The sequence below is a fragment of the Flexivirga aerilata genome (genome assembly GCF_013002715.1).
In the GTDB taxonomy this organism is placed as follows: domain Bacteria; phylum Actinomycetota; class Actinomycetes; order Actinomycetales; family Dermatophilaceae; genus Flexivirga; species Flexivirga aerilata.
In genome coordinates, this window is record NZ_JABENB010000001.1 from 230958 (window position 1) to 248360 (window position 17403).

Below are 17403 nucleotides of genomic sequence, written 5' to 3' on the forward strand. Positions count from 1 at the left end.
GCTGGGGGTCTACCGCTGGGCGCGGCCGTCGCGGTGCGCCACGTCGTACTCGTGCTGCTTCTCGGCTGCCCGGAAGAACAGCGCGCCGCCGCCGAAGCCGACGAAGAAGGTGGCGAGCGTCTGGCCGATCCACTGGGCGTCGCCCTGGAAGAACTCGCAGAGGATGACCAGCACCAGCACGACCCCGGGCACCACCCAGGACTGCACCTGCCAGCTGCGCGGCTTGACCAGCAGCGAGGCGATGATGCCGACCACGAAGCCGATCACCGGGCCGGTGAGCCAGGTCGGACCGGGCAGCGAGGACGTGTCCGGCTGGAAGATGAAGTTGAGGAAGAGCAGCAGGAGGAAGGAGCCGAGGGTGACGACTACCCAGAGGAGCCCCTCCTGCTTAGCGTTCAGGTCAGAGCCGGGCGCGGCCTTGACGGGCGAGCTGAAGATTCCCATGCGCACTCCTCGGACGGGGATCATCCCCCGTACTGATCGGTCACTTACCCGGAAGTTACCGCAGATCGGGCTGCTGTGGTGTGCCTTACACGTCCCGAGGCGGTAACGGCGCGCGTCGCGGGCGAGCAGTCCGGTCAGCCGGCCCGGTTACCATCGGCGGCCATGAGGGCACATTTCGGGGGAAGCCGCCGCGTGCTCGCGGCGGTCGCGGCCACCGGTCTGCTGGGGTTGACCGCCTGCAGCGGCGGCGGCTCCGGCGCGGGCGCACCGGCGTCGGCGTCGGGTGGCGGGGCGACGTCGCAGGGCGCCGCGGGCGGTCCTTCGACAGCTCCGGGTTCATCGGCGCCGGGTTCATCAGCTTCGGCGTCGTCGGGTTCGTCAGGTTCGGCAGAATCGTCAGGGCCTGCCCAGCCCGCTCCCCGGGTCACCGGCAAGCCCGCGTCGGTCACCGTCCTGGTGTCGGGCGACGAGTTGCCGCACCCGCAGCTCATCGCCGACGCGCGGCGCAACGCCGGCGGCAAGGGTTACGACTTCTCCCCGATGTTCGCGGGCGTGAAGGACACGGTGAGCGCGGCCGATGTGGCGATCTGCCAGATGGAGGCGCCGCTGACGCGGACCGACACCGATCTGTCCCACGGCATCAGCATCAACGGTCCGCACGAGTTCGCCACCGCGATCAAGGGCGCCGGGTATGACGGCTGCAGCACCGCCAACAACCACGCCTTCGACCGAGGACTGGCCGGGGCGCGGTCGACGCGGGAGATCATGCAGGAGGTCGGGCTGAAGGCGGCCGGGCCGGGGCCGGACGCCTCGACCCCGGGACAGCCGGTCTTCTACGAGGCCAAGGGGCTGAAGATCGCGCAGCTGTCCTACAGCTGGACGCTGGACAACACGATCGGCAACCAGACCAAGCTGCCCAACGGCGCTCCGTGGTTCGGCAAGAACCTTTACTTGGTCGTGGGGGTCGCGGGCATCGTCAACGATGCCAAGGCCGCCCGCGCGCAGGGCGCGGACCTGGTGCTGGTCTCGATGCACTGGGGCATCGAATACACACCGCAGGTCAGCCCCGAGCAACGGCAGTTCGCCACCGGCATCCTCAACTCCGGCCAGGTCGACTACATCATCGGCAACCACCCGCACGAGGTGCAGCCGTGCGAGAAGATCAACGGCAAGTTGGTCAACTACAGCCTCGGCAACGCCATCTCCTCGCAGGGTGCCGGCGTGCTGAGCCTGCCGGCCGCGACCCAGGACGGCGTGCTCATGAACGTCACCTTCAACCGGGACGCCGCCGGCAACGTCAGCATCAGCGAGAAGTTCCACCCGACCTACGTCGACCGTTTGCGCGGACACGTCATACAGCTCGTCACGCCCACCTCCAATCCGCAGTCGTGGCAGCGCACTACGTCGGTGCTGACCGCGAACGGCAACCCCTGCGGGGCGCAGGCGGTGCAGTAGCGGGGTAGTGCTGGGGCTGCTGGTTGCGCGGCGTCGCTGGTTGCGCTGGTTGCGCTGGTTTCGATACGCGCTCCTCCGCTTCGCTCCCCCGCGCTACTCAACCAGCGAGAGTGGTCGCTCCCCCGCGCTACTCGGGCCAGCGAGAGTGGTCGCTCCCCAGCGCTACTCGGGCCAGCGAGAGTGGTCGCTCCCCTGCGCTACTAGGGCCAGCGTCGGCGCTTCGGCATGATGGGCACATGGCTCGAGGAGTGACCGGCACCTACCGGCTGCAGCTGCACGCGGGGTTCACCTTCGCCGACGCGGCAGCGCAGGTGGACTATCTCGCCGACCTCGGCGTCTCGCACCTCTACCTGTCGCCGATCCTGCAGGCGGCGCCCGGCTCGATGCACGGGTATGACGTCGTCGACCACTCCCGCGTGAGCGACGAACTGGGTGGCCTCGCCGGCTTCGAGGCACTGGCCGCCGCGGCGCACGAGCGCGACCTCGGCATCGTCGTGGACGTGGTGCCCAACCACATGGCGTTCGTGGCCCCCGAGGTGCTCAACGGGCAGGTCTGGCAGGTGCTGCGCGACGGCCGCGACGCCGCGACCGCCGACTGGTTCGACATCGACTGGAAGGCCGGCGGCGGCCGCATCGGCCTGCCGGTGCTCGGCAAACCGCTCGACGAGGTGCTCGCCGACGGTGAGATCACCCTCGAGAAGGAGCCGGACGGCGACGAGCCGGTGTTGCGCTACTACGACCACGTGTGGCCGCTCGCGCTCGGCACCGACACCACGGACGACGTCGCCGAACTCCTGCAACGCCAGCACTATCGACTCACGTCGTGGCGCGACAAGGACGAGGTGCTCAACTACCGCCGGTTCTTCGAGGTGGACGGGCTGATCGCGGTCCGCGTCGAACTGCCGGAGGTCTTCGACCAGACCCACCGGCTCCTGCTGCAGCTGCACCATCGCGGGCTCATCGACGGCTTCCGCATCGACCATCCCGACGGGCTCGCCGACCCGACCGCTTATCTCGAACGCCTCACCGCGGCCTGCGCGAAGGGGACGCCGATCTGGGTCGAGAAGATCCTCGAGCCGGGCGAACGCCTGCCGTCGTCGTGGGCGTGCGCCGGCACCACCGGGTATGACGCGCTGCGCGTCGTCCAGGAGGCGCTCACCGACCCGGCCGACGCGTCCGTGCTCCGCGACACCTGGGTCGCCGCCGGTGGCGACCCCGACTACGCGCACGTGGTGGAAACCGCCAAACGTCAGGTGGTCGACAAGTCGCTCGGCCCCGAGGTGGACCGACTCACCCGGCGGGCTCGCGAGACGCTGCCGGACCTCGACCCGGAGCGCCTGCGGGAGGCGGTCGTCGAGCTGCTCGTGGCCGGCGAGGTCTACCGCGCATATGTGCGGCCCGACCATCGACTCTCGGCGACGGCGCGCGCCAGGCTGAGCGACGCCTTCACCGAGGCCGTCAGCCGCCGCCCGGACCTGCGACCCGAGCTCGATGCTCTCGTCCCCCTGACGACGTTGGCCGAAGACGAAGCATCCGCAACGGATTTCGGCGTCCGGCTGCAGCAGACCTGGGGTCCGGTGATGGCGAAGGGCATCGAGGACACCACGTTCTACCGCTGGCACGAGTTCATCGCCCTCAACGAGGTCGGCAGCGACCCGAGCCGCCTGCCGATCTCCTCGCCGGGAGCCCTGCACGACTGGGCACTGGACCAGCAGGAGCACTGGCCGCGCACGATGACGACCCTGTCCACCCACGACACCAAGCGCAGCGAGGACGTGCGCGCCCGGCTGCTGGCGGTGGGTGGCGATCCGCAATCGTGGCAGTCGATTTCGGCTGCCTCGCTGGCAGCTGCCGAGGCCGCGGGGGTGGACGGGCCGACCGCGCACTTCGTGTGGCAGACGCTGCTCGGCGTCGGGCCGATCGGCGAGGAGCGACTCTCGGCATACCTGGAGAAGGCGCTGCGTGAGGCGAAGCTGCACACCGCATGGGTCGACGGCGACCCCGAATATGAGCGCCGCGTCATCGATTTCGCGCTTGCCGCCGCGACCGGTGGACCGGTGCGGGAGGCGATCGACCGGGCGCTGGCGGCCAACGCCCGCGCGATCCGCGCCACGGTGCTCGGTGCCAAAATGCTGCAACTGACCATGCCGGGGATGGCCGACTCCTACCAGGGCGCCGAGCTGGTCGACCTCTCGCTGGTCGACCCGGACAACCGGCGACCGGTCGACTACGACCGGCGGCGCGAGTTGCTGGGCCGGCCCGGCGACGGATCGCTGGACGCGGAGAAGCTGCACGTGGTGACCACCGCGTTGCGTGCCCGCCGTGAGCATCCGCGCGTGTTCGGGGCCGAATCGTCATACCGACCGGTCGAATCCAGCTCCGAGCACCTGCTCGGCTTCAGTCGGTCGGCGCATGCCGGGCGGCTCGCCGAGGCCTTCGGGCGTGGCGGCCGCAAGACGTTCATGACGCTCGCGACGCGCGCTCCGGCACGGCTGTCACGCAGCGGCGGCTGGGCCAATGCGACCTTCCAGCTCGGCGCCGGCAGGTGGCGCGATCGCATCTCCGGCGTCACGCACGTCAGCGACGGGCATCTCGGCGTGGCCGATGTGCTCGGCACCTGGCCCGTCGCGCTGCTGGAGAACGAGGACTAGGACCGATGACCGCATTCGCAGTCTGGGCACCACTCGCCGAGCGTGGCGTCGATCTCGTGCTCGACGGCACGCGCGTCCCCATGGCGGGCGAGGACGGGTGGTGGCGCGCGAACGTCGAGGCGGCGCCCGGCGCGCGCTACGCGTTCAGCGTCGACGGAGGCGACGAGCGGCCCGACCCGCGGTCGCTGTCCCAGCCGGACGGACCGCACGCGTCGTCGGCTCTGGTCGACCTGGACGCTCATCGGTGGAGCGACACCGACTGGCCGGGCACTCCCCTGCAGGGCGCGGTCATCTACGAGTTGCACGTCGGCACGTTCACCGAGGGCGGCACGTTCGATGCCGCGATCGAGCGACTCGATCACCTTGTGCGGCTTGGCATTTCGATGGTCGAGCTGATGCCGGTGGTCGGCTTCCCGGGTGAGCGCGGCTGGGGTTATGACGGGGTGTCTCCCTACGCGGTGCACGAGGCGTATGGCGGAGCGGCGGGCCTGCAACGGTTCGTCGACGCCTGCCACGCCCGGGGACTCGGCGTGTGCCTGGACGTCGTCTACAACCACCTGGGACCGAGCGGCAACTACCTGCCGGTCTACGGCCCGTACTTCACCGACCGCTATCAGACGCCGTGGGGCTGGGCGGTCAATCTCGACGGACCCGAAAGTGACCAGGTCCGTGGCTATTTCATCGACAACGCCCTGATGTGGTTGCGCGACTTCCACCTGGACGCGCTGCGGCTCGACGCGGTGCACGCGCTCTTCGACGAGCGTGCGGTGCACTTCCTGGAGGAGCTCGCGGAGCGGGTCGACGACCTGTCGGCGGCGCTTCGCCGTCCGCTGTCGCTGATCGCCGAGTCCGATCGCAACGACCCGCGCACGGTGAGCCCGCGCGACGGCCACGGCGCCGGCCTCGGTCTGCACGGACAGTGGGCGGATGACGTGCACCACGGGCTGCATGTCGCCCTGACTGGCGAATCCCAGGGCTATTACGCGGATTTCGCGCACACCGACGCTCTGGCGAAGGTGCTCACGACGCCGTTCTTCCATGACGGCACCTGGTCAAGCTTCCGTGGACGACACCACGGCCGGCCGGTCGACCTGGCCACGGTCGCACCGTGGCGTTTCGTGGTCTCGCTGCAGACCCACGACCAGGTCGGCAACCGGGCGACCGGGGACCGGCTCTCCCAGCTGGTCGGCACCCGCCGCCTCGCCTGCGGTGCGGCGTTGCTGCTCACCAGCCCCTACACCCCGATGCTCTTCATGGGCGAGGAGTTCGGCGCGTCCACGCCGTGGCAATACTTCACCGACCACCAGGATCCAGAGCTCGCCGACGCGGTGTCCAAGGGCCGTCGCGCGGAGTTCAGTGAGCACGGCTGGTCGGCGGATGTGCCTGACCCGCAAGCACTTTCGACGTTTCAGGACTCCAAGCTCCGGTGGTCCGAAGCCGACGAGGGCGAGCACGCGCAGCTTTTTGCCTGGTATGCCGAACTCATCCGGTTGCGTCGCGAGATCCCGGCACTCGGCAGCGGACATCCGGGGCGTCCCGTTGCGTTGCCGGTCGTGCGCCTGGCCGGCAGCGGCGTCACCGTGCGCCGCGACGACTACCTCGTGGTGTGCAATCTGGGCGACTACGAGATGGCGTCCCCCGGTGACCTGGTCGCCGCTTTCGGCGACGTCGACGCGGCCGATGGTGCGGTGACGGTCGGCGCCGAGTCGGTCGCGATCGTGCGGCTATCCGACCACGCGAGTCCCGCGAGCGTGCAGTCCGACCACGCAAGTCCAGCGAGCGTGCCGTCACCCGGCACCGCCGATCCGGCCACGTGAGCGCGCAACTGCTGGTGCTGCACCACTCCCCGACGCCACTGCTGCGCGACCTGCTCGACGCGGTGCTCGCCGGGGCGACGCTCGATGAGATCGAGGGCGTCGACGTCCGCGTCGTCGAGGCGCTGTCGGTCACCATCGACGACTTCCTGGACGCCGACGGCTACCTGCTCGGGACGCCGGCCAACTTCGGCTACATGTCCGGCGCGATGAAGCACGCCTTCGACTCCACCTACGACGACACCCGCGGCAAGGTCTCGCGGCGGCCGTTCTCCTTCTGGATCCACGGCAGGTCGGACACCACCGGCGCCCGCCGCTCGCTGGAGTCGATCACCACCGGGCTGGAGTGGCGCCTCGCCGCCGAACCGGTCGAGATCCTGCGCGCACCCACCGACGCGCAACGCGAGGCACTGGTCGAACTCGGCGGCACCCTCGCCGCCCTCGTCGCGGCCGGCTGAGCGCTCTCCCACGCCGATCTCTCACCGGAGTCGGATACTTCTCGCCGCGATCCGCAACCTGGTTGCGCCGGCCGCAACCAGGTTGCCGATCGCGGCGAGGACTGCATCGTTCCGGCGGCCGCGCGGCCTGCTCGCGAACGCCGGGCCCTGTGGACAACCGATTTCGCCGGTCGCACCGGAGCACAATCGACGGGATGACCCACCACCCCGAGGGGCGAGGACCCGAGCTGCACAAGGCACCGGCGCTCGAGCCGATCACCGGGCCCGAGCCACTCCCCGGGCCGGCGCCGATCCCGATGCCAGAGGAGTTGCTGTCGCCGAACAAGCGATTCGTCATACCGGATGTCTGGGAGCACCTCGATCCGGCGGACCGGCGCGATGGCAATCTCGAAGAGCGGCCGACCCTGGACGACCTGCCCTTCTACCTGCGGGCGGCGCGGGACGCCCTGGACAACGCGATGCTGCAGGACGCCGCGACGTTCGTCGGCGCGGACGGCTCGACCTATGCGCAGCTGACGTTGTCCGATGTGCGCGTCATCGAGGCACTGGGCATCCGTAGCCGCGCCATCTCCGAACTCGCGCAGGGCTTGCGGGTCTCCCGGCAGGCGGCGGGCAAGCGCGTGGCACGCCTCGAAGAGTGGGGCTTGCTGTGGCGCAAGGAGTTCTACGTCGGCGCAGGCGACCGGATCGAGCTGACGCGGCAGGGTGACGCGCTGGCACGGCACCTTCGGCAGAAGCTGATCCGGCGCACTTCACTGGCGTGGAAGGCGCTGCCGATGGGTGCCGACCGGCTCGTGCTCGTCACGCTGGGACTGATCTCGGGGTGCGACTACCGCTGGGTGTCCGACTGACGCAGCGAGCCGGTGCGGCAGGATGCTCGGGTGAACCCTTCCACCGCGATAGCGACCGTGCTGCTCGACGAGTTGATCCGGCAGGGAGTCCGCGAGGTCGTCCTGGCTCCGGGCTCACGCTCGGCTCCGCTGGCGTATGCCGCGGAAGCCGCCGAGCGGGCCGGTCGGCTGCGGCTGCACGTCCGCGTGGACGAACGCTCGGCGGCGTTCCTCGCTCTCGGCCTCGGCAAGGCGACCCGCGTGCCGGTGCCGGTGATCACCACGAGCGGGACCGCGGTCGCCAACCTGCACCCGGCGGTGCTCGAGGCGGCACAGGGTTATGTCCCGATGATCCTGCTAACCGCCGACCGCCCGCAGGAGTTGCGCGGCACCGGCGCCAACCAGACCACCGACCAGGTGAAGCTCTTCGGCGGCGCGACCCGGTGGTTCCACGAGTTCGGCACCCCGGAGCGGCGCGACGGACAACAGGGCATCTGGCGGTCGGTCATCGGGCGCGCCATGGCCGAGTCGCAGGGGTATCCCTCCGGAGACCCGGGACCGGTGCACCTCAACGTGCCGCTGCGCGACCCGCTGGTGCCCGACGCCCTCGCCGATGTCGGCGACACCGAGCCCTCCGACTGGCCCGAGTCACTGAGCGGCCGGCCCCACGGCGAGGCCTGGCTCAGCCTGCGAAACCCGCACTCGCACAAGAAGTCCGCGGTCGAGGGACCGGGCATCGCGCCGGTGCCGCGGACCCTCGTGCTGCTCGGCGACCTGCCCGACCCGCAGGACGCGGCGGAGCTGGCCGAGCTCGCCGACGCGGCCGGCTGGCCGATGATGGCCGAGCCGTTCGGTGCCTACCGACGCGGCCGGGTCACCCCGCACGGTCCGCTGCTGTTGCGCGCACACGGCTGGGTCGAGCAGCAGCTGCCCGAGCGCGTGCTCGTCGGCGGCCGGGTCACGCTGGACCGTGCGGTCGTCGCGCTGCTGCGCAACCCGGCCGTCACCGTCGAGGCGGTCACCCCGCTGACGTCATGGTCCGACCCGGGTCACGTGGTGCGCCGGGTGCACGACTGGGACGACATCGAGCGCAGCCACGAGGCGGTGTCGTCGTGCGCCGACCGGGCGTGGGCGTCCGCGTGGCGCTCCGCCGGCCAGGTCGTCTCGGCCACGGCCGCGCCGCTGATCGAGGCGAGCTGGCCGAGCGGGCCGGCAGTCGCGCGCACCGTGGCGCGAAGCCTGCCGGAGCGCGCCGGCATCTACCTGGGCTCGTCCAACACGATCCGTGACCTGGATCTCGCACGGGACCCGCGCGAGATCGCCCGCGGCGTGGTCGCGGTCGCCAACCGCGGTCTGGCCGGCATCGACGGCGTCGTCTCGTCGGCGATCGGTTTCGCACTCGCCCGGGCGCCGCACCCGACCGTCGCCATGATGGGCGACCTGACCTTCCTGCACGACGGCAACGCGCTGCTGATCGGGCCCGACGAACCTCGCCCGGACCTGACGATCGTCGTCATCAACGACAACGGCGGCGGCATCTTCGGCACCCTCGAGTCCGGCAAGCCGGATCTCGCCGCCCCCTACGAGCGCATCTTCGGCACCCCGACCAACACCAGCATCGAGCAACTCTGCGCGGCGCACGGCGTGACCCATGAGGTCATCAGCGATCAGGAGACCATGAGCGAGCGGATCAGCAAGCCGGGCAAGGGGATTCGGGTGTGCGAGGTGCGCGTGCCGCGCACCGGGCAGCGCGAGTTCCGCGCGTTGCTCGGCGACGCCGTGGCCGCCGCGCTCAGCTGACGGCACCGGCCTGCACGCCCCATGCGGCCGACCAGGTCTGCCCCGGTTGAAGCACGATCAGCCCCTCACCGGTCGCGAAGGCACCCGCCGGGCAGGTCATCGGCTCCACCGCGACACCGGTATGCCGGGCACGCCCGGCCGGCAGGCTGTCTCCGGTGAAGACCTGCGCATAGCCGAAGTCGGCCGCGTCGGCCCACAGCGTGGTGCGCCACCGCTCGTCCGACACGCTGATCCGCCACCGCCCGTCGTCGCCGGCGGCCAGGCCGGTGAAGGCCGTGTCGATCACGGCTGCCCCGATCTGACGCGGCGACCGGAAGTCGACGTCACTTCCGGCGACCTCGGCCCGCCCGGTCGGCAACAGCCGGTCGTCCACGGTGAGATATTGCCCGGCCGGTAGCGAGAGGGTGAGCTCGTCCACCGACCCCTCGCCGACCGTCAGGTAGGGGTGCGCGCCGAAGCCGAACGGCGCCGGGCTCGTGCCGACATTGGTGGCCGACGGGGTGGCCGTCAACCCGTCGTCGCCGAGCTCGTAACGCACGGCCAGGTCCAGGATGCCGTCCCAGCCGGGGCTCGGCATTAGCCGGTGCGCGACGGTCAGCGCGGCATCGGTCTGCTCGACCAGCTGCCAGGTCGCCCACCGCACCAGACCGTGAGAGGCGTTGTGTTTGGCCGGTTCGGTCAGCGGCAGCTGCTGGTCCTTGCCACCGAAGGTGTAGCGCCCGTCGGCGATCCGGTTGGGCCAGGGCACCAGCAGCTGTCCGCGGCCGGCGTCCGCCTTCGCATCGGCCGGGTAGCCGAACAGTGCCGGGCGACCGGCCACGTCATACGAGCGGATGCCGCCTCCGACGCCGACCACCGTGAGCCGCTGGTCGCCGCGCTCGATGACCCACTGCTCCCCGGACGGCGAAACTGCTTGTGTGTCAGGCATTCCCGAGGATCTCCCTCGCCTGCTCGCGCATCTCCACCTTGCGGATCTTGCCGGTCACGGTCATCGGGAACGCGTCGGTGACGTGCACATACTTCGGGATCTTGTAGTGCGCGAGCTTGCCGTCGGCGAACTTCCGCACGGCATCGGCGTCGAGCGGCGGCTCGCCGGACCGCATGATGATCCAGGCCATCAGCTCCTCGCCGTACTTCGCGTCGGGCACCCCCACGACCTGCACGTCGGCGATCGCCGGGTGGGTATAGAGGAACTCCTCGATCTCGCGGGGGTAGATGTTCTCGCCGCCCCGGATCACCAGGTCCTTGATCCGGCCGACGATCGCGACGTAGCCGTCGTCGTCCATCGTGGCGAGGTCGCCGGTGTGCATCCAGCGAGCCTGGTCGATCGCCTCCGCGGTCTTGTCGGGCTGCTCCCAGTAGCCGAGCATCACGCTGTAGCCGCGGGTGCAGAACTCGCCGGTCGCGCCGCGCGGCACGGTCAGCCCGGTCGCCGGGTCCACCACCTTGACCTCGAGCATCGGCATCACCCGGCCGACGGTCTCGGTGCGGCGCGCGAGGTCGTCGTCGGTGCGGGTCATGGTCGACACCGGCGACGTCTCGGTCATGCCGTAACAGATCGCGACCTCACCCATGTTCATCTCGGCGATGACCCGCTTCATCACCTCGACCGGGCACGGCGAGCCGGCCATGATGCCGGTCCGCAGCGTGCTCAGGTCGTATGACGCCTCGCCCTTGTCCAGGAGCGCGAGCTCGGCGATGAACATCGTCGGCACACCGTAGAGCGACGTGCAGCTTTCTGCCGCAACGGCTTCCAGTGTTGCGGCCGGCTCGAACGACGGGGCCGGGATGACCATGCAGGAGCCGTGCGAGGTCGCCGCGAGGTTGCCCATCACCATGCCGAAGCAGTGGTAGAACGGCACCGGCAGACAGATGCGGTCCTGCTCGGTGTAGCCGACGAGCTCACCGACGAAATAGCCGTTGTTGAGGATGTTGTGGTGCGACAGCGTCGCGCCCTTGGGGAATCCGGTTGTGCCCGAGGTGTATTGGATGTTGATCGGGTCGTCGGCGGACAGGCCGGCGGACCGGGTCGCGAGGTCGTCGTCGGTCGTCGACGACGCCTTGGCCAGCAGCTCGTCCCAGCTCGGGTCGCCGATGTATACGACCTGCTTGAGGCCGCGCACGTCGGGGCGCACCTGCTCGACCATCGCGCGATAGTCGGAGGTCTTGTGCTGGGTGGCACTGACGAGCATCGACATGCCGGACTGCTTGACGACATAGGCCAATTCGTGTGATCGGTAGGCCGGGTTGACGTTGACCAGGACGGCACCGATGCGCGCGGTGGCATATTGCAGCAGGGTCCACTCGGGGCAGTTGGGCGACCAGATGCCGACGCGGTCGCCCTTGTCGATGCCTGCCGCCATGAGCGCCTTGGCGAGCTCGTCGACCGCCGCGTCGAACTCGGCGTAGGTCCAGCGACGACCACTGGGCAGATCGACGAGCGCGTCACGCCCGGAGTGCTTCTCGGCGGTGCGCCGCAGGTTGTCGGCGATCGTGTCGCCGAGCAGCGGGGTGTCGGAGATGCCGCTGCTGTAGGACGGCTGGGCGGTGGTGGACATGCTGACTGCTCCTCATGTGACCGGCGACACGTTCAGCTTAGGCGCGGTCGGCGGCATAGGCTTCCGGGGTGCCCCGATCCGCACGCAGCTTCGCCGACGACATCCGGGCGCGCAGTGACGACCAGCTGCGCGCCCTGCTGCGCGCACGCCGCGACCTGGCCCGGCCCGCACCGGCCGACCTGACCGCACTCGCCGCGCGGGCGGCAACCCGCGCCAGCGTGCAGCGCGCACTCGAGAGCCTCACCGCCGACCAGCTCCGGGTGCTCGAGGCACTCGTCGTCGGCGGCCCCGACGATGTCGCGAAGCTGCTGGACGCACCGGCCCGGTCCGTGCGCGCCACCCTCACCGCGCTCTGGGACCTCGCGCTCGTATGGCGCAGCCCGGAGGGCTTCCGCGCCGCGCGGGCGGTCCCGGAGATCCTCGGCGCGCCGGCCCGGCTCGGTCCGACCGCCCGTGAGCTCGGCGTGCGCGACCGGAGCGCCGACGCATCGGCTGCGGCCGAAAACCTTTCGCCTGCAGCCCGATCGGCGATCGACCGACTGCGCTGGAACCATCCGCGCGCGAGCTTCGACGGGGAGTCGGCCCGGGCCATCCGGGACGAACTCGTCCAGGCGGGTCTCGCGGCGCCGACCGACGACGGCATCGTCATACCCCGGGAAGTGGGCGTGGCCCTGCGCGGTGGGCGGCTCTACCGCGACGGGCTGACCCCGCCGACCGCGCCGGAAGCCGTGCTCGCACAAGCGGATGTCGATGCGGCGGCCGGCGCCGAGGCCCTCGAACTGCTCTGGCGCGTGGAGGCGCTGGCGCTGCGGTGGGAGGCCGAGCCACCGCGCGTGCTGCGCTCCGGCGGCCTCAGTGTGCGCGATCACCGGGCGGTCGCCACCGCGCTGGAGGCGACACCCGAACTCGCCGCATTCGTCATCGAGATCGCGTATGCCGCCGGCCTGCTCGGACCGGACGGCGACTTCGAGCCGAGCTGGCTGCCCACCCGGTCGTATGACGAATGGGCCGCGGCCGCCCCGGCCGAGCGCTGGGCGGCACTGGCGGAGGCGTGGCTGGACACCGCTCGCGCGCCGTCTCTGGCGGGCACCAGCTCGGCACAGGGCGGCGTGATCAATGTGCTGAGCACCGACGTCGGCTGGCCGATGATGCGCAACCGTCGCCTGGATGTGCTGCACATCCTCCACGACCTCGACGAAGGCACAGTCGCGGCAACGGAATTCACCGACGCGATGCTCCACTGGCGCAGGCCGCTCCGGCTGCCGGAGGGAGCGCCGACGCGCGCTCACGAGGTGTTGCGGGAGGCGGCCTGGCTCGGCGTCACCGGGCGTGGCGCGCTGTCGACCCCGGGTCGTGCGCTCATCGACGGCCGCGACGCCGCAGCTGCCATGGCTGCCGCGTTGCCGGTCGCGGTGGATCACGTGCTGTTGCAGGCCGACCTGACGGCGATCGCTCCCGGACCGCTCACCGAGGACCTGCGGCGGCTGATGCAACTTGCTGCCGATGTCGAATCCCGAGGTGGCGCAACGGTTTACCGCTTCACCGAGGGCAGTGTGCGGCGGGCACTCGACACGGGCCTGCCAGCCGCGGAGTTGATCGCCAAACTGACCGATGCGAGCCGCACCCCGGTGCCGCAGCCGTTGGAATATCTCGTGCTCGACGCCGGCCGCCGGCACGGTCAGACGCGCATCGGCGCGGCCGGCTGCTACCTGCGCAACGACGACGTGGCGGCACTCGACGCGGTCGTCGCCGACCGGCGACTCTCGCCATTGCAGCTGCACAAGATCGCGCCCACGGTGGTCGTCTCCCCTGCGCACCCCGGTACAGTGCTGGAAATGCTGCGCCAGCACGGATATTCGCCGGTCGCCGAGGGCGCGGACGGGCACGTCGTCCATGCCGGCCGGGACCACCCGCGCGCGCCGCAGCGGCGGGAGAGCGCGGCAGGCATCCGCCTGGACAGCGTCGACGACCGGGTGATCGACCAGTTGCTGACCCGGCTACGCCAGGGCGACGCCGTTGCGGCGCAGGCCGCGCAGAAGGAAGGTCCGCGCATCCCCTCGACCGACCCGACCGTGACGCTCACCCGCCTGCAGGACGCGGTGGCCGACCGGGCCCCGGTCTGGATCGGCTACGTCGACACCGACGGCGAACTGCGCCGCACACTCTTCCGGCCCGAGCGCGTCGAGGGTGGCCGGGCGACCGGGTCGGTCGGCGAGGGCAACGACCGGCGGACCTTCTCGATCCACCGCATCTCCGGCGTGGTGCCCGCCTAGCGCCTCCCCGCGCGGCCGGCCGTTCGCCACGGGTCAGCGACTGACGCCCTTCGCCGCCCACTGACGTCCGCGGCAACGAGTGACGTCGTTGCACGGACGTCACTCGTTGCGAACGACGTCACTCACCGGGCAGCCCTCAGAAGATGCGCACGCGCTGGTCCTCGGGCAGGGCCATGCCGTCGCCCTCACCGACGCCGAACGCCTCGTCGAACTCCGTCAGGTTGCGCGCGACGTTGGCGCGCGCGTCGATCGGCGAGTGCGGGTCGATCGTGAGCAGTCGCTTGGCCTCCGCCTCGCGCGCCTTGCCGCACCAGACCTGCGCCCAACCGACGAAGAACCGCTGCTCGGGGGTGAATCCGTCGAGCTCGGGCGACTTCTCGGCCTCCTGCGCGATCTGGAACGCCTTGTAGCCGATCGTCAGGCCGCCGAGGTCGCCGATGTTCTCGCCGACGGTGAGCGCGCCGTTGACGGTGTTGCCCGGTGCGTCCCGCGGCTCCACTCCGTTGAACTGCTCGATCAGCTTGCCCGCCAACGCATCGAAGCGCTCACGGTCGCCGGCGGTCCACCAGTCGGTGAGGTTGCCGTCGCCGTCATAGCGGGACCCCTGGTCGTCGAAGCCGTGGCCGATCTCGTGCCCGATCACGCCGCCGATGCCGCCGTAGTTGACCGCGTCCTCGGCGTCGACGTCGAAGAACGGCGGCTGCAGGATCGCGGCCGGGAAGACGATCTCGTTCATCACCGGCATGTAGTAGGCGTTGACCGTCTGCGGGGTCATGAACCACTCGCCGGAGTCGACGTCGTCCCCGACCCGGTCGACCATCCGGTCGACCTCCCAGGCGGTCGCGGCGGCGATGTTGCCGATCAGGTCGTCGGGGCGAATCTCTATGGAGGAGTAGTCCTTCCACTCCTGCGGGTAACCGATCTTCGGGGTGAACTTGGCGAGCTTCTCCAGCGCCTTGGCACGGGTCTCCTCGCCCATCCACGGCAGCGTCTCGAAGTCGCGCCGGTAGGCCTCGACGATGTTGGCGACCAGCTGCTCCATCCGCTCCTTGGCGTGCGGCGGGAAGTGCTTGTCGACATACAACTGTCCGGCGGCCTCGCCGATGAGCCCCTCGACCAGGGCGACGCCACGCTTCCAGCGCTCCCGATTTTCCGGGATGCCCGACAGGGTGCGTCCGGCGAAGTCGAACCGCTCGTCGACCATCGCCTGGTGCAGGTATGGCGCACGCTCCGACACCAGCCGCCAGGTCAGCCAGGCCTTCCACTTCTCCAACGGCTCGTCCCGCAATGCCTCGGCGAATCCCGTGAGATATGAGGGCTGTTCGACGTTGACCGGGTCGAGGATGCGTGCCTCGGCACCGACCCCGTCGAGCCAGGCGTCCCAGTCGACGCCCGGGCTGAGCTCGTCCAGCTCGGCCCGCGTGAGCTTGTTGTAGGTCTTCACCGCGTCACGCGAGGCGACCCGGTCCCAGTGCGCCTTCGCCAGCCGGGTCTCGAGCTCCATCACCTGATCGGCAAGCGACTCGTGGATGCCGGCCAGCCCGAGCAGCCGCCGCATGTGCGCGACATACTTGTCCCGCGTCTCGGAGTGCTGCTCCTCGCGGTAGTAGGACTCGTCGGGCAGGCCGATGCCGGCCTGCATGACGTAGAGGATGTAATGCGCCGAATCCTTCGCATCCGCAACGGAATAGAAGCCGACGAACCCGTCGACGCCGCGGCGGGTGAGCTGTCCGGAGACGCGCAACAGGTCGGAGGTGGACTGCACCTCGTCGATCAGCTCCAGCTCCTCGGCGATCGCGCCGGCACCGAGCTTCTCGATGCGCTCGGTGTCCATAAACGACGCGAAGAGGTCACCGACCTGCCGGCGCGGCGTGCCCGGCTCGGAGTTGCTCGCCGCAGCCTCCTCGATCAGCTCGTGCACCGCCTGCTCGGCATCCTCACGCAGCTTGTCGAAGGTGCCGTATCGCCCACGGTCGGAAGGGATTTCGTTGTTCGCGACCCACCCGCCGTTGACGAACCCGAAGAGGTCGTCCTGCGGGCGGACCGAACGGTCGAAATTCTCCAGGATCACGCCGGACTTCATCTGCTCACTCCTACTTCGAGGTATGACGAGGCACGCTGCTCGTTCAACCTACGTGGTCGGCTCGGGGTTCCGCAGCCGGTATCAGGTGGGGGCGGTGGTCAGCCCGCGAGCGCCTTGACCACTCGCGACGGCGAAGGCCGGCCGAGCTGCTGCGCCATCCAGGTAGAGGTCTGCACCAGCTTGTCCAGGTCGACGCCGGTTTCGACGCCGAGCCCGCGGCACATCCAGACCAAATCCTCGGTGGCGAGGTTGCCGGTGGCCGACTTGGCGTAGGGGCACCCGCCGAGTCCGCCGGTCGATGCGTCGACCACGGTGACTCCGTGGCCCATGGCAGTGACGGTGTTGGCGAGCGCCTGGCCGTAGGTGTCGTGGAAGTGGACGGCCGTGGACTGCGCCGGGATGCCCTGGGCGTCCAGCGCCGCGAGCAGCTCGGTGACATGCCCCGGCGTACCCACGCCGATCGTGTCGCCCAGGCTGAGCTGGTCGCAGCCGAGATCCATCATCCGCCGCGACACGTCGACGACCTGGTCGACCGGCACCGGGCCCTCCCACGGGTCGCCGAAACACATGGAGACATAGGCGCGCACCCACAGCCCCGCGTCCCGCGCCCGCTCGACCACCGGCGCGAACATCCGGATCGACTCCTCGACCGACCGGTTGAGGTTCTTGCGGGCGAAGGTCTCAGTCGCCGACCCGAAGATCGCGACCGCGCCGACCCCGGCCGCGAGCGCGCCGTCCAGACCCCGCTCGTTGGGCACCAGCACCGGCCGCTTAGGGCCGCGGCAGACCTCGCCGAGCTGCGCCAGCAGGTCGGACGCGTCGGCCAGTTGCGGGATCCACGAGGGCGGCACGAAGGAGGTGGTCTCGACCGTCTCCAGTCCTGCGTCGACCAGTCGTCGGACGAACTCCGCCTTCACGTCGGTCGGGACGACCGCCTTCTCGTTCTGCAGTCCGTCCCGCGGTCCGACCTCGTAGATCGTGATCGCCTCGGGCATCGTCGGCATTGACGCAACCTGTGGCAAGTCCATGTCGCCATG

At 70.3% G+C, this 17403-nt stretch carries 12 protein-coding genes; 7 read left to right on the forward strand and 5 right to left on the reverse strand.

The annotated features are described in order from the left end of the window. Positions 1 to 9 precede the first annotated feature (9 nt). Positions 10 to 444 carry a hypothetical protein gene (locus HJ588_RS01110; protein WP_171151153.1) on the reverse strand — a complete coding sequence of 145 codons (435 nt, stop codon included), beginning with the start codon at positions 442 to 444 and terminating at the stop codon, positions 10 to 12. Positions 445 to 606: 162 nt separating this feature from the next. Between HJ588_RS01110 and HJ588_RS01115 the strand changes: the two genes are divergently transcribed. From HJ588_RS01115 to menD, 6 genes are all read left to right on the forward strand, one after another. After that, complete coding sequence (locus tag HJ588_RS01115) at positions 607 to 1899, forward strand: CapA family protein (protein ID WP_171151155.1); 1293 nt, start codon at positions 607 to 609, stop codon at positions 1897 to 1899. A gap of 236 nt (positions 1900 to 2135) precedes the next feature. After that, positions 2136 to 4550, forward strand: a complete 2415-nt coding sequence (treY, locus tag HJ588_RS01120; protein ID WP_171151157.1) for a malto-oligosyltrehalose synthase — start codon at positions 2136 to 2138, stop codon at positions 4548 to 4550. Positions 4551 to 4555: 5 nt separating this feature from the next. After that, positions 4556 to 6367 (forward strand): malto-oligosyltrehalose trehalohydrolase, encoded by a 1812-nt coding sequence (gene treZ / locus HJ588_RS01125; protein ID WP_171151160.1) that lies wholly within the window; start codon positions 4556 to 4558, stop codon positions 6365 to 6367. Further along, positions 6364 to 6822 carry a flavodoxin family protein gene (locus HJ588_RS01130; RefSeq protein WP_171151162.1) on the forward strand — a complete coding sequence of 153 codons (459 nt, stop codon included), beginning with the start codon at positions 6364 to 6366 and terminating at the stop codon, positions 6820 to 6822. The genes treZ and HJ588_RS01130 overlap by 4 nt, the downstream gene beginning before the upstream one ends. Before the next feature lie 194 nt (positions 6823 to 7016). Then, positions 7017 to 7673, forward strand: coding sequence for a MarR family transcriptional regulator (locus HJ588_RS01135; protein WP_171151164.1), 657 nt, complete (start codon positions 7017 to 7019; stop codon positions 7671 to 7673). 30 nt (positions 7674 to 7703) lie between these two features. After that, positions 7704 to 9452: a 2-succinyl-5-enolpyruvyl-6-hydroxy-3-cyclohexene-1-carboxylic-acid synthase gene (menD, locus tag HJ588_RS01140; RefSeq protein ID WP_171151166.1), complete on the forward strand. Its 1749-nt coding sequence runs from the start codon at positions 7704 to 7706 to the stop codon at positions 9450 to 9452. On the opposite strand, the gene HJ588_RS01145 is transcribed toward menD, so the two are convergent. Together HJ588_RS01145 and HJ588_RS01150 are read right to left on the reverse strand one after the other, a co-directional pair. Further along, a complete protein-coding gene (locus tag HJ588_RS01145) occupies positions 9445 to 10380 on the reverse strand; it encodes an aldose 1-epimerase family protein (protein ID WP_171151168.1) in 936 nt (311 codons plus the stop codon). The two genes, menD and HJ588_RS01145, sit on opposite strands and share 8 nt — an antisense overlap. Then, complete coding sequence (locus HJ588_RS01150; protein ID WP_171151170.1) at positions 10373 to 12010, reverse strand: AMP-binding protein; 1638 nt, start codon at positions 12008 to 12010, stop codon at positions 10373 to 10375. The genes HJ588_RS01145 and HJ588_RS01150 overlap by 8 nt, the downstream gene beginning before the upstream one ends. Positions 12011 to 12078: 68 nt before the next feature. On the opposite strand from HJ588_RS01150, the gene HJ588_RS01155 reads away from it, so the two are divergent. Then, the gene (locus HJ588_RS01155; RefSeq protein ID WP_171151172.1) at positions 12079 to 14283 is read left to right on the forward strand and encodes a helicase-associated domain-containing protein; all 2205 of its coding nucleotides are present in this window, start codon (positions 12079 to 12081) and stop codon (positions 14281 to 14283) included. 136 nt (positions 14284 to 14419) lie between these two features. On the opposite strand, the gene HJ588_RS01160 is transcribed toward HJ588_RS01155, so the two are convergent. Next, positions 14420 to 16366: a M13 family metallopeptidase gene (locus HJ588_RS01160; protein ID WP_171151174.1), complete on the reverse strand. Its 1947-nt coding sequence runs from the start codon at positions 16364 to 16366 to the stop codon at positions 14420 to 14422. Positions 16367 to 16464: 98 nt separating this feature from the next. Continuing rightward, positions 16465 to 17394 (reverse strand): hydroxymethylglutaryl-CoA lyase, encoded by a 930-nt coding sequence (locus HJ588_RS01165; RefSeq protein ID WP_171151176.1) that lies wholly within the window; start codon positions 17392 to 17394, stop codon positions 16465 to 16467. Between the last annotated feature and the right edge of the window lie 9 nt (positions 17395 to 17403).

Bases quoted from the DNA above. Each gene is read 5' to 3' on its own strand.
- HJ588_RS01145 (WP_171151168.1), bottom strand. From the start codon at position 10,380: ATGCCTGACACACAAGCAGTTTCGCCGTCCGGGGAGCAGTGGGTCATC.
- HJ588_RS01165 (WP_171151176.1), bottom strand. From the start codon at position 17,394: ATGGACTTGCCACAGGTTGCGTCAATGCCGACGATGCCCGAGGCGATC.
- treY (WP_171151157.1), top strand. From the start codon at position 2,136: ATGGCTCGAGGAGTGACCGGCACCTACCGGCTGCAGCTGCACGCGGGG.
- HJ588_RS01160 (WP_171151174.1), bottom strand. From the start codon at position 16,366: ATGAAGTCCGGCGTGATCCTGGAGAATTTCGACCGTTCGGTCCGCCCG.
- HJ588_RS01150 (WP_171151170.1), bottom strand. From the start codon at position 12,010: ATGTCCACCACCGCCCAGCCGTCCTACAGCAGCGGCATCTCCGACACC.
- HJ588_RS01135 (WP_171151164.1), top strand. From the start codon at position 7,017: ATGACCCACCACCCCGAGGGGCGAGGACCCGAGCTGCACAAGGCACCG.
- HJ588_RS01115 (WP_171151155.1), top strand. From the start codon at position 607: ATGAGGGCACATTTCGGGGGAAGCCGCCGCGTGCTCGCGGCGGTCGCG.
- treZ (WP_171151160.1), top strand. From the start codon at position 4,556: ATGACCGCATTCGCAGTCTGGGCACCACTCGCCGAGCGTGGCGTCGAT.
- HJ588_RS01110 (WP_171151153.1), bottom strand. From the start codon at position 444: ATGGGAATCTTCAGCTCGCCCGTCAAGGCCGCGCCCGGCTCTGACCTG.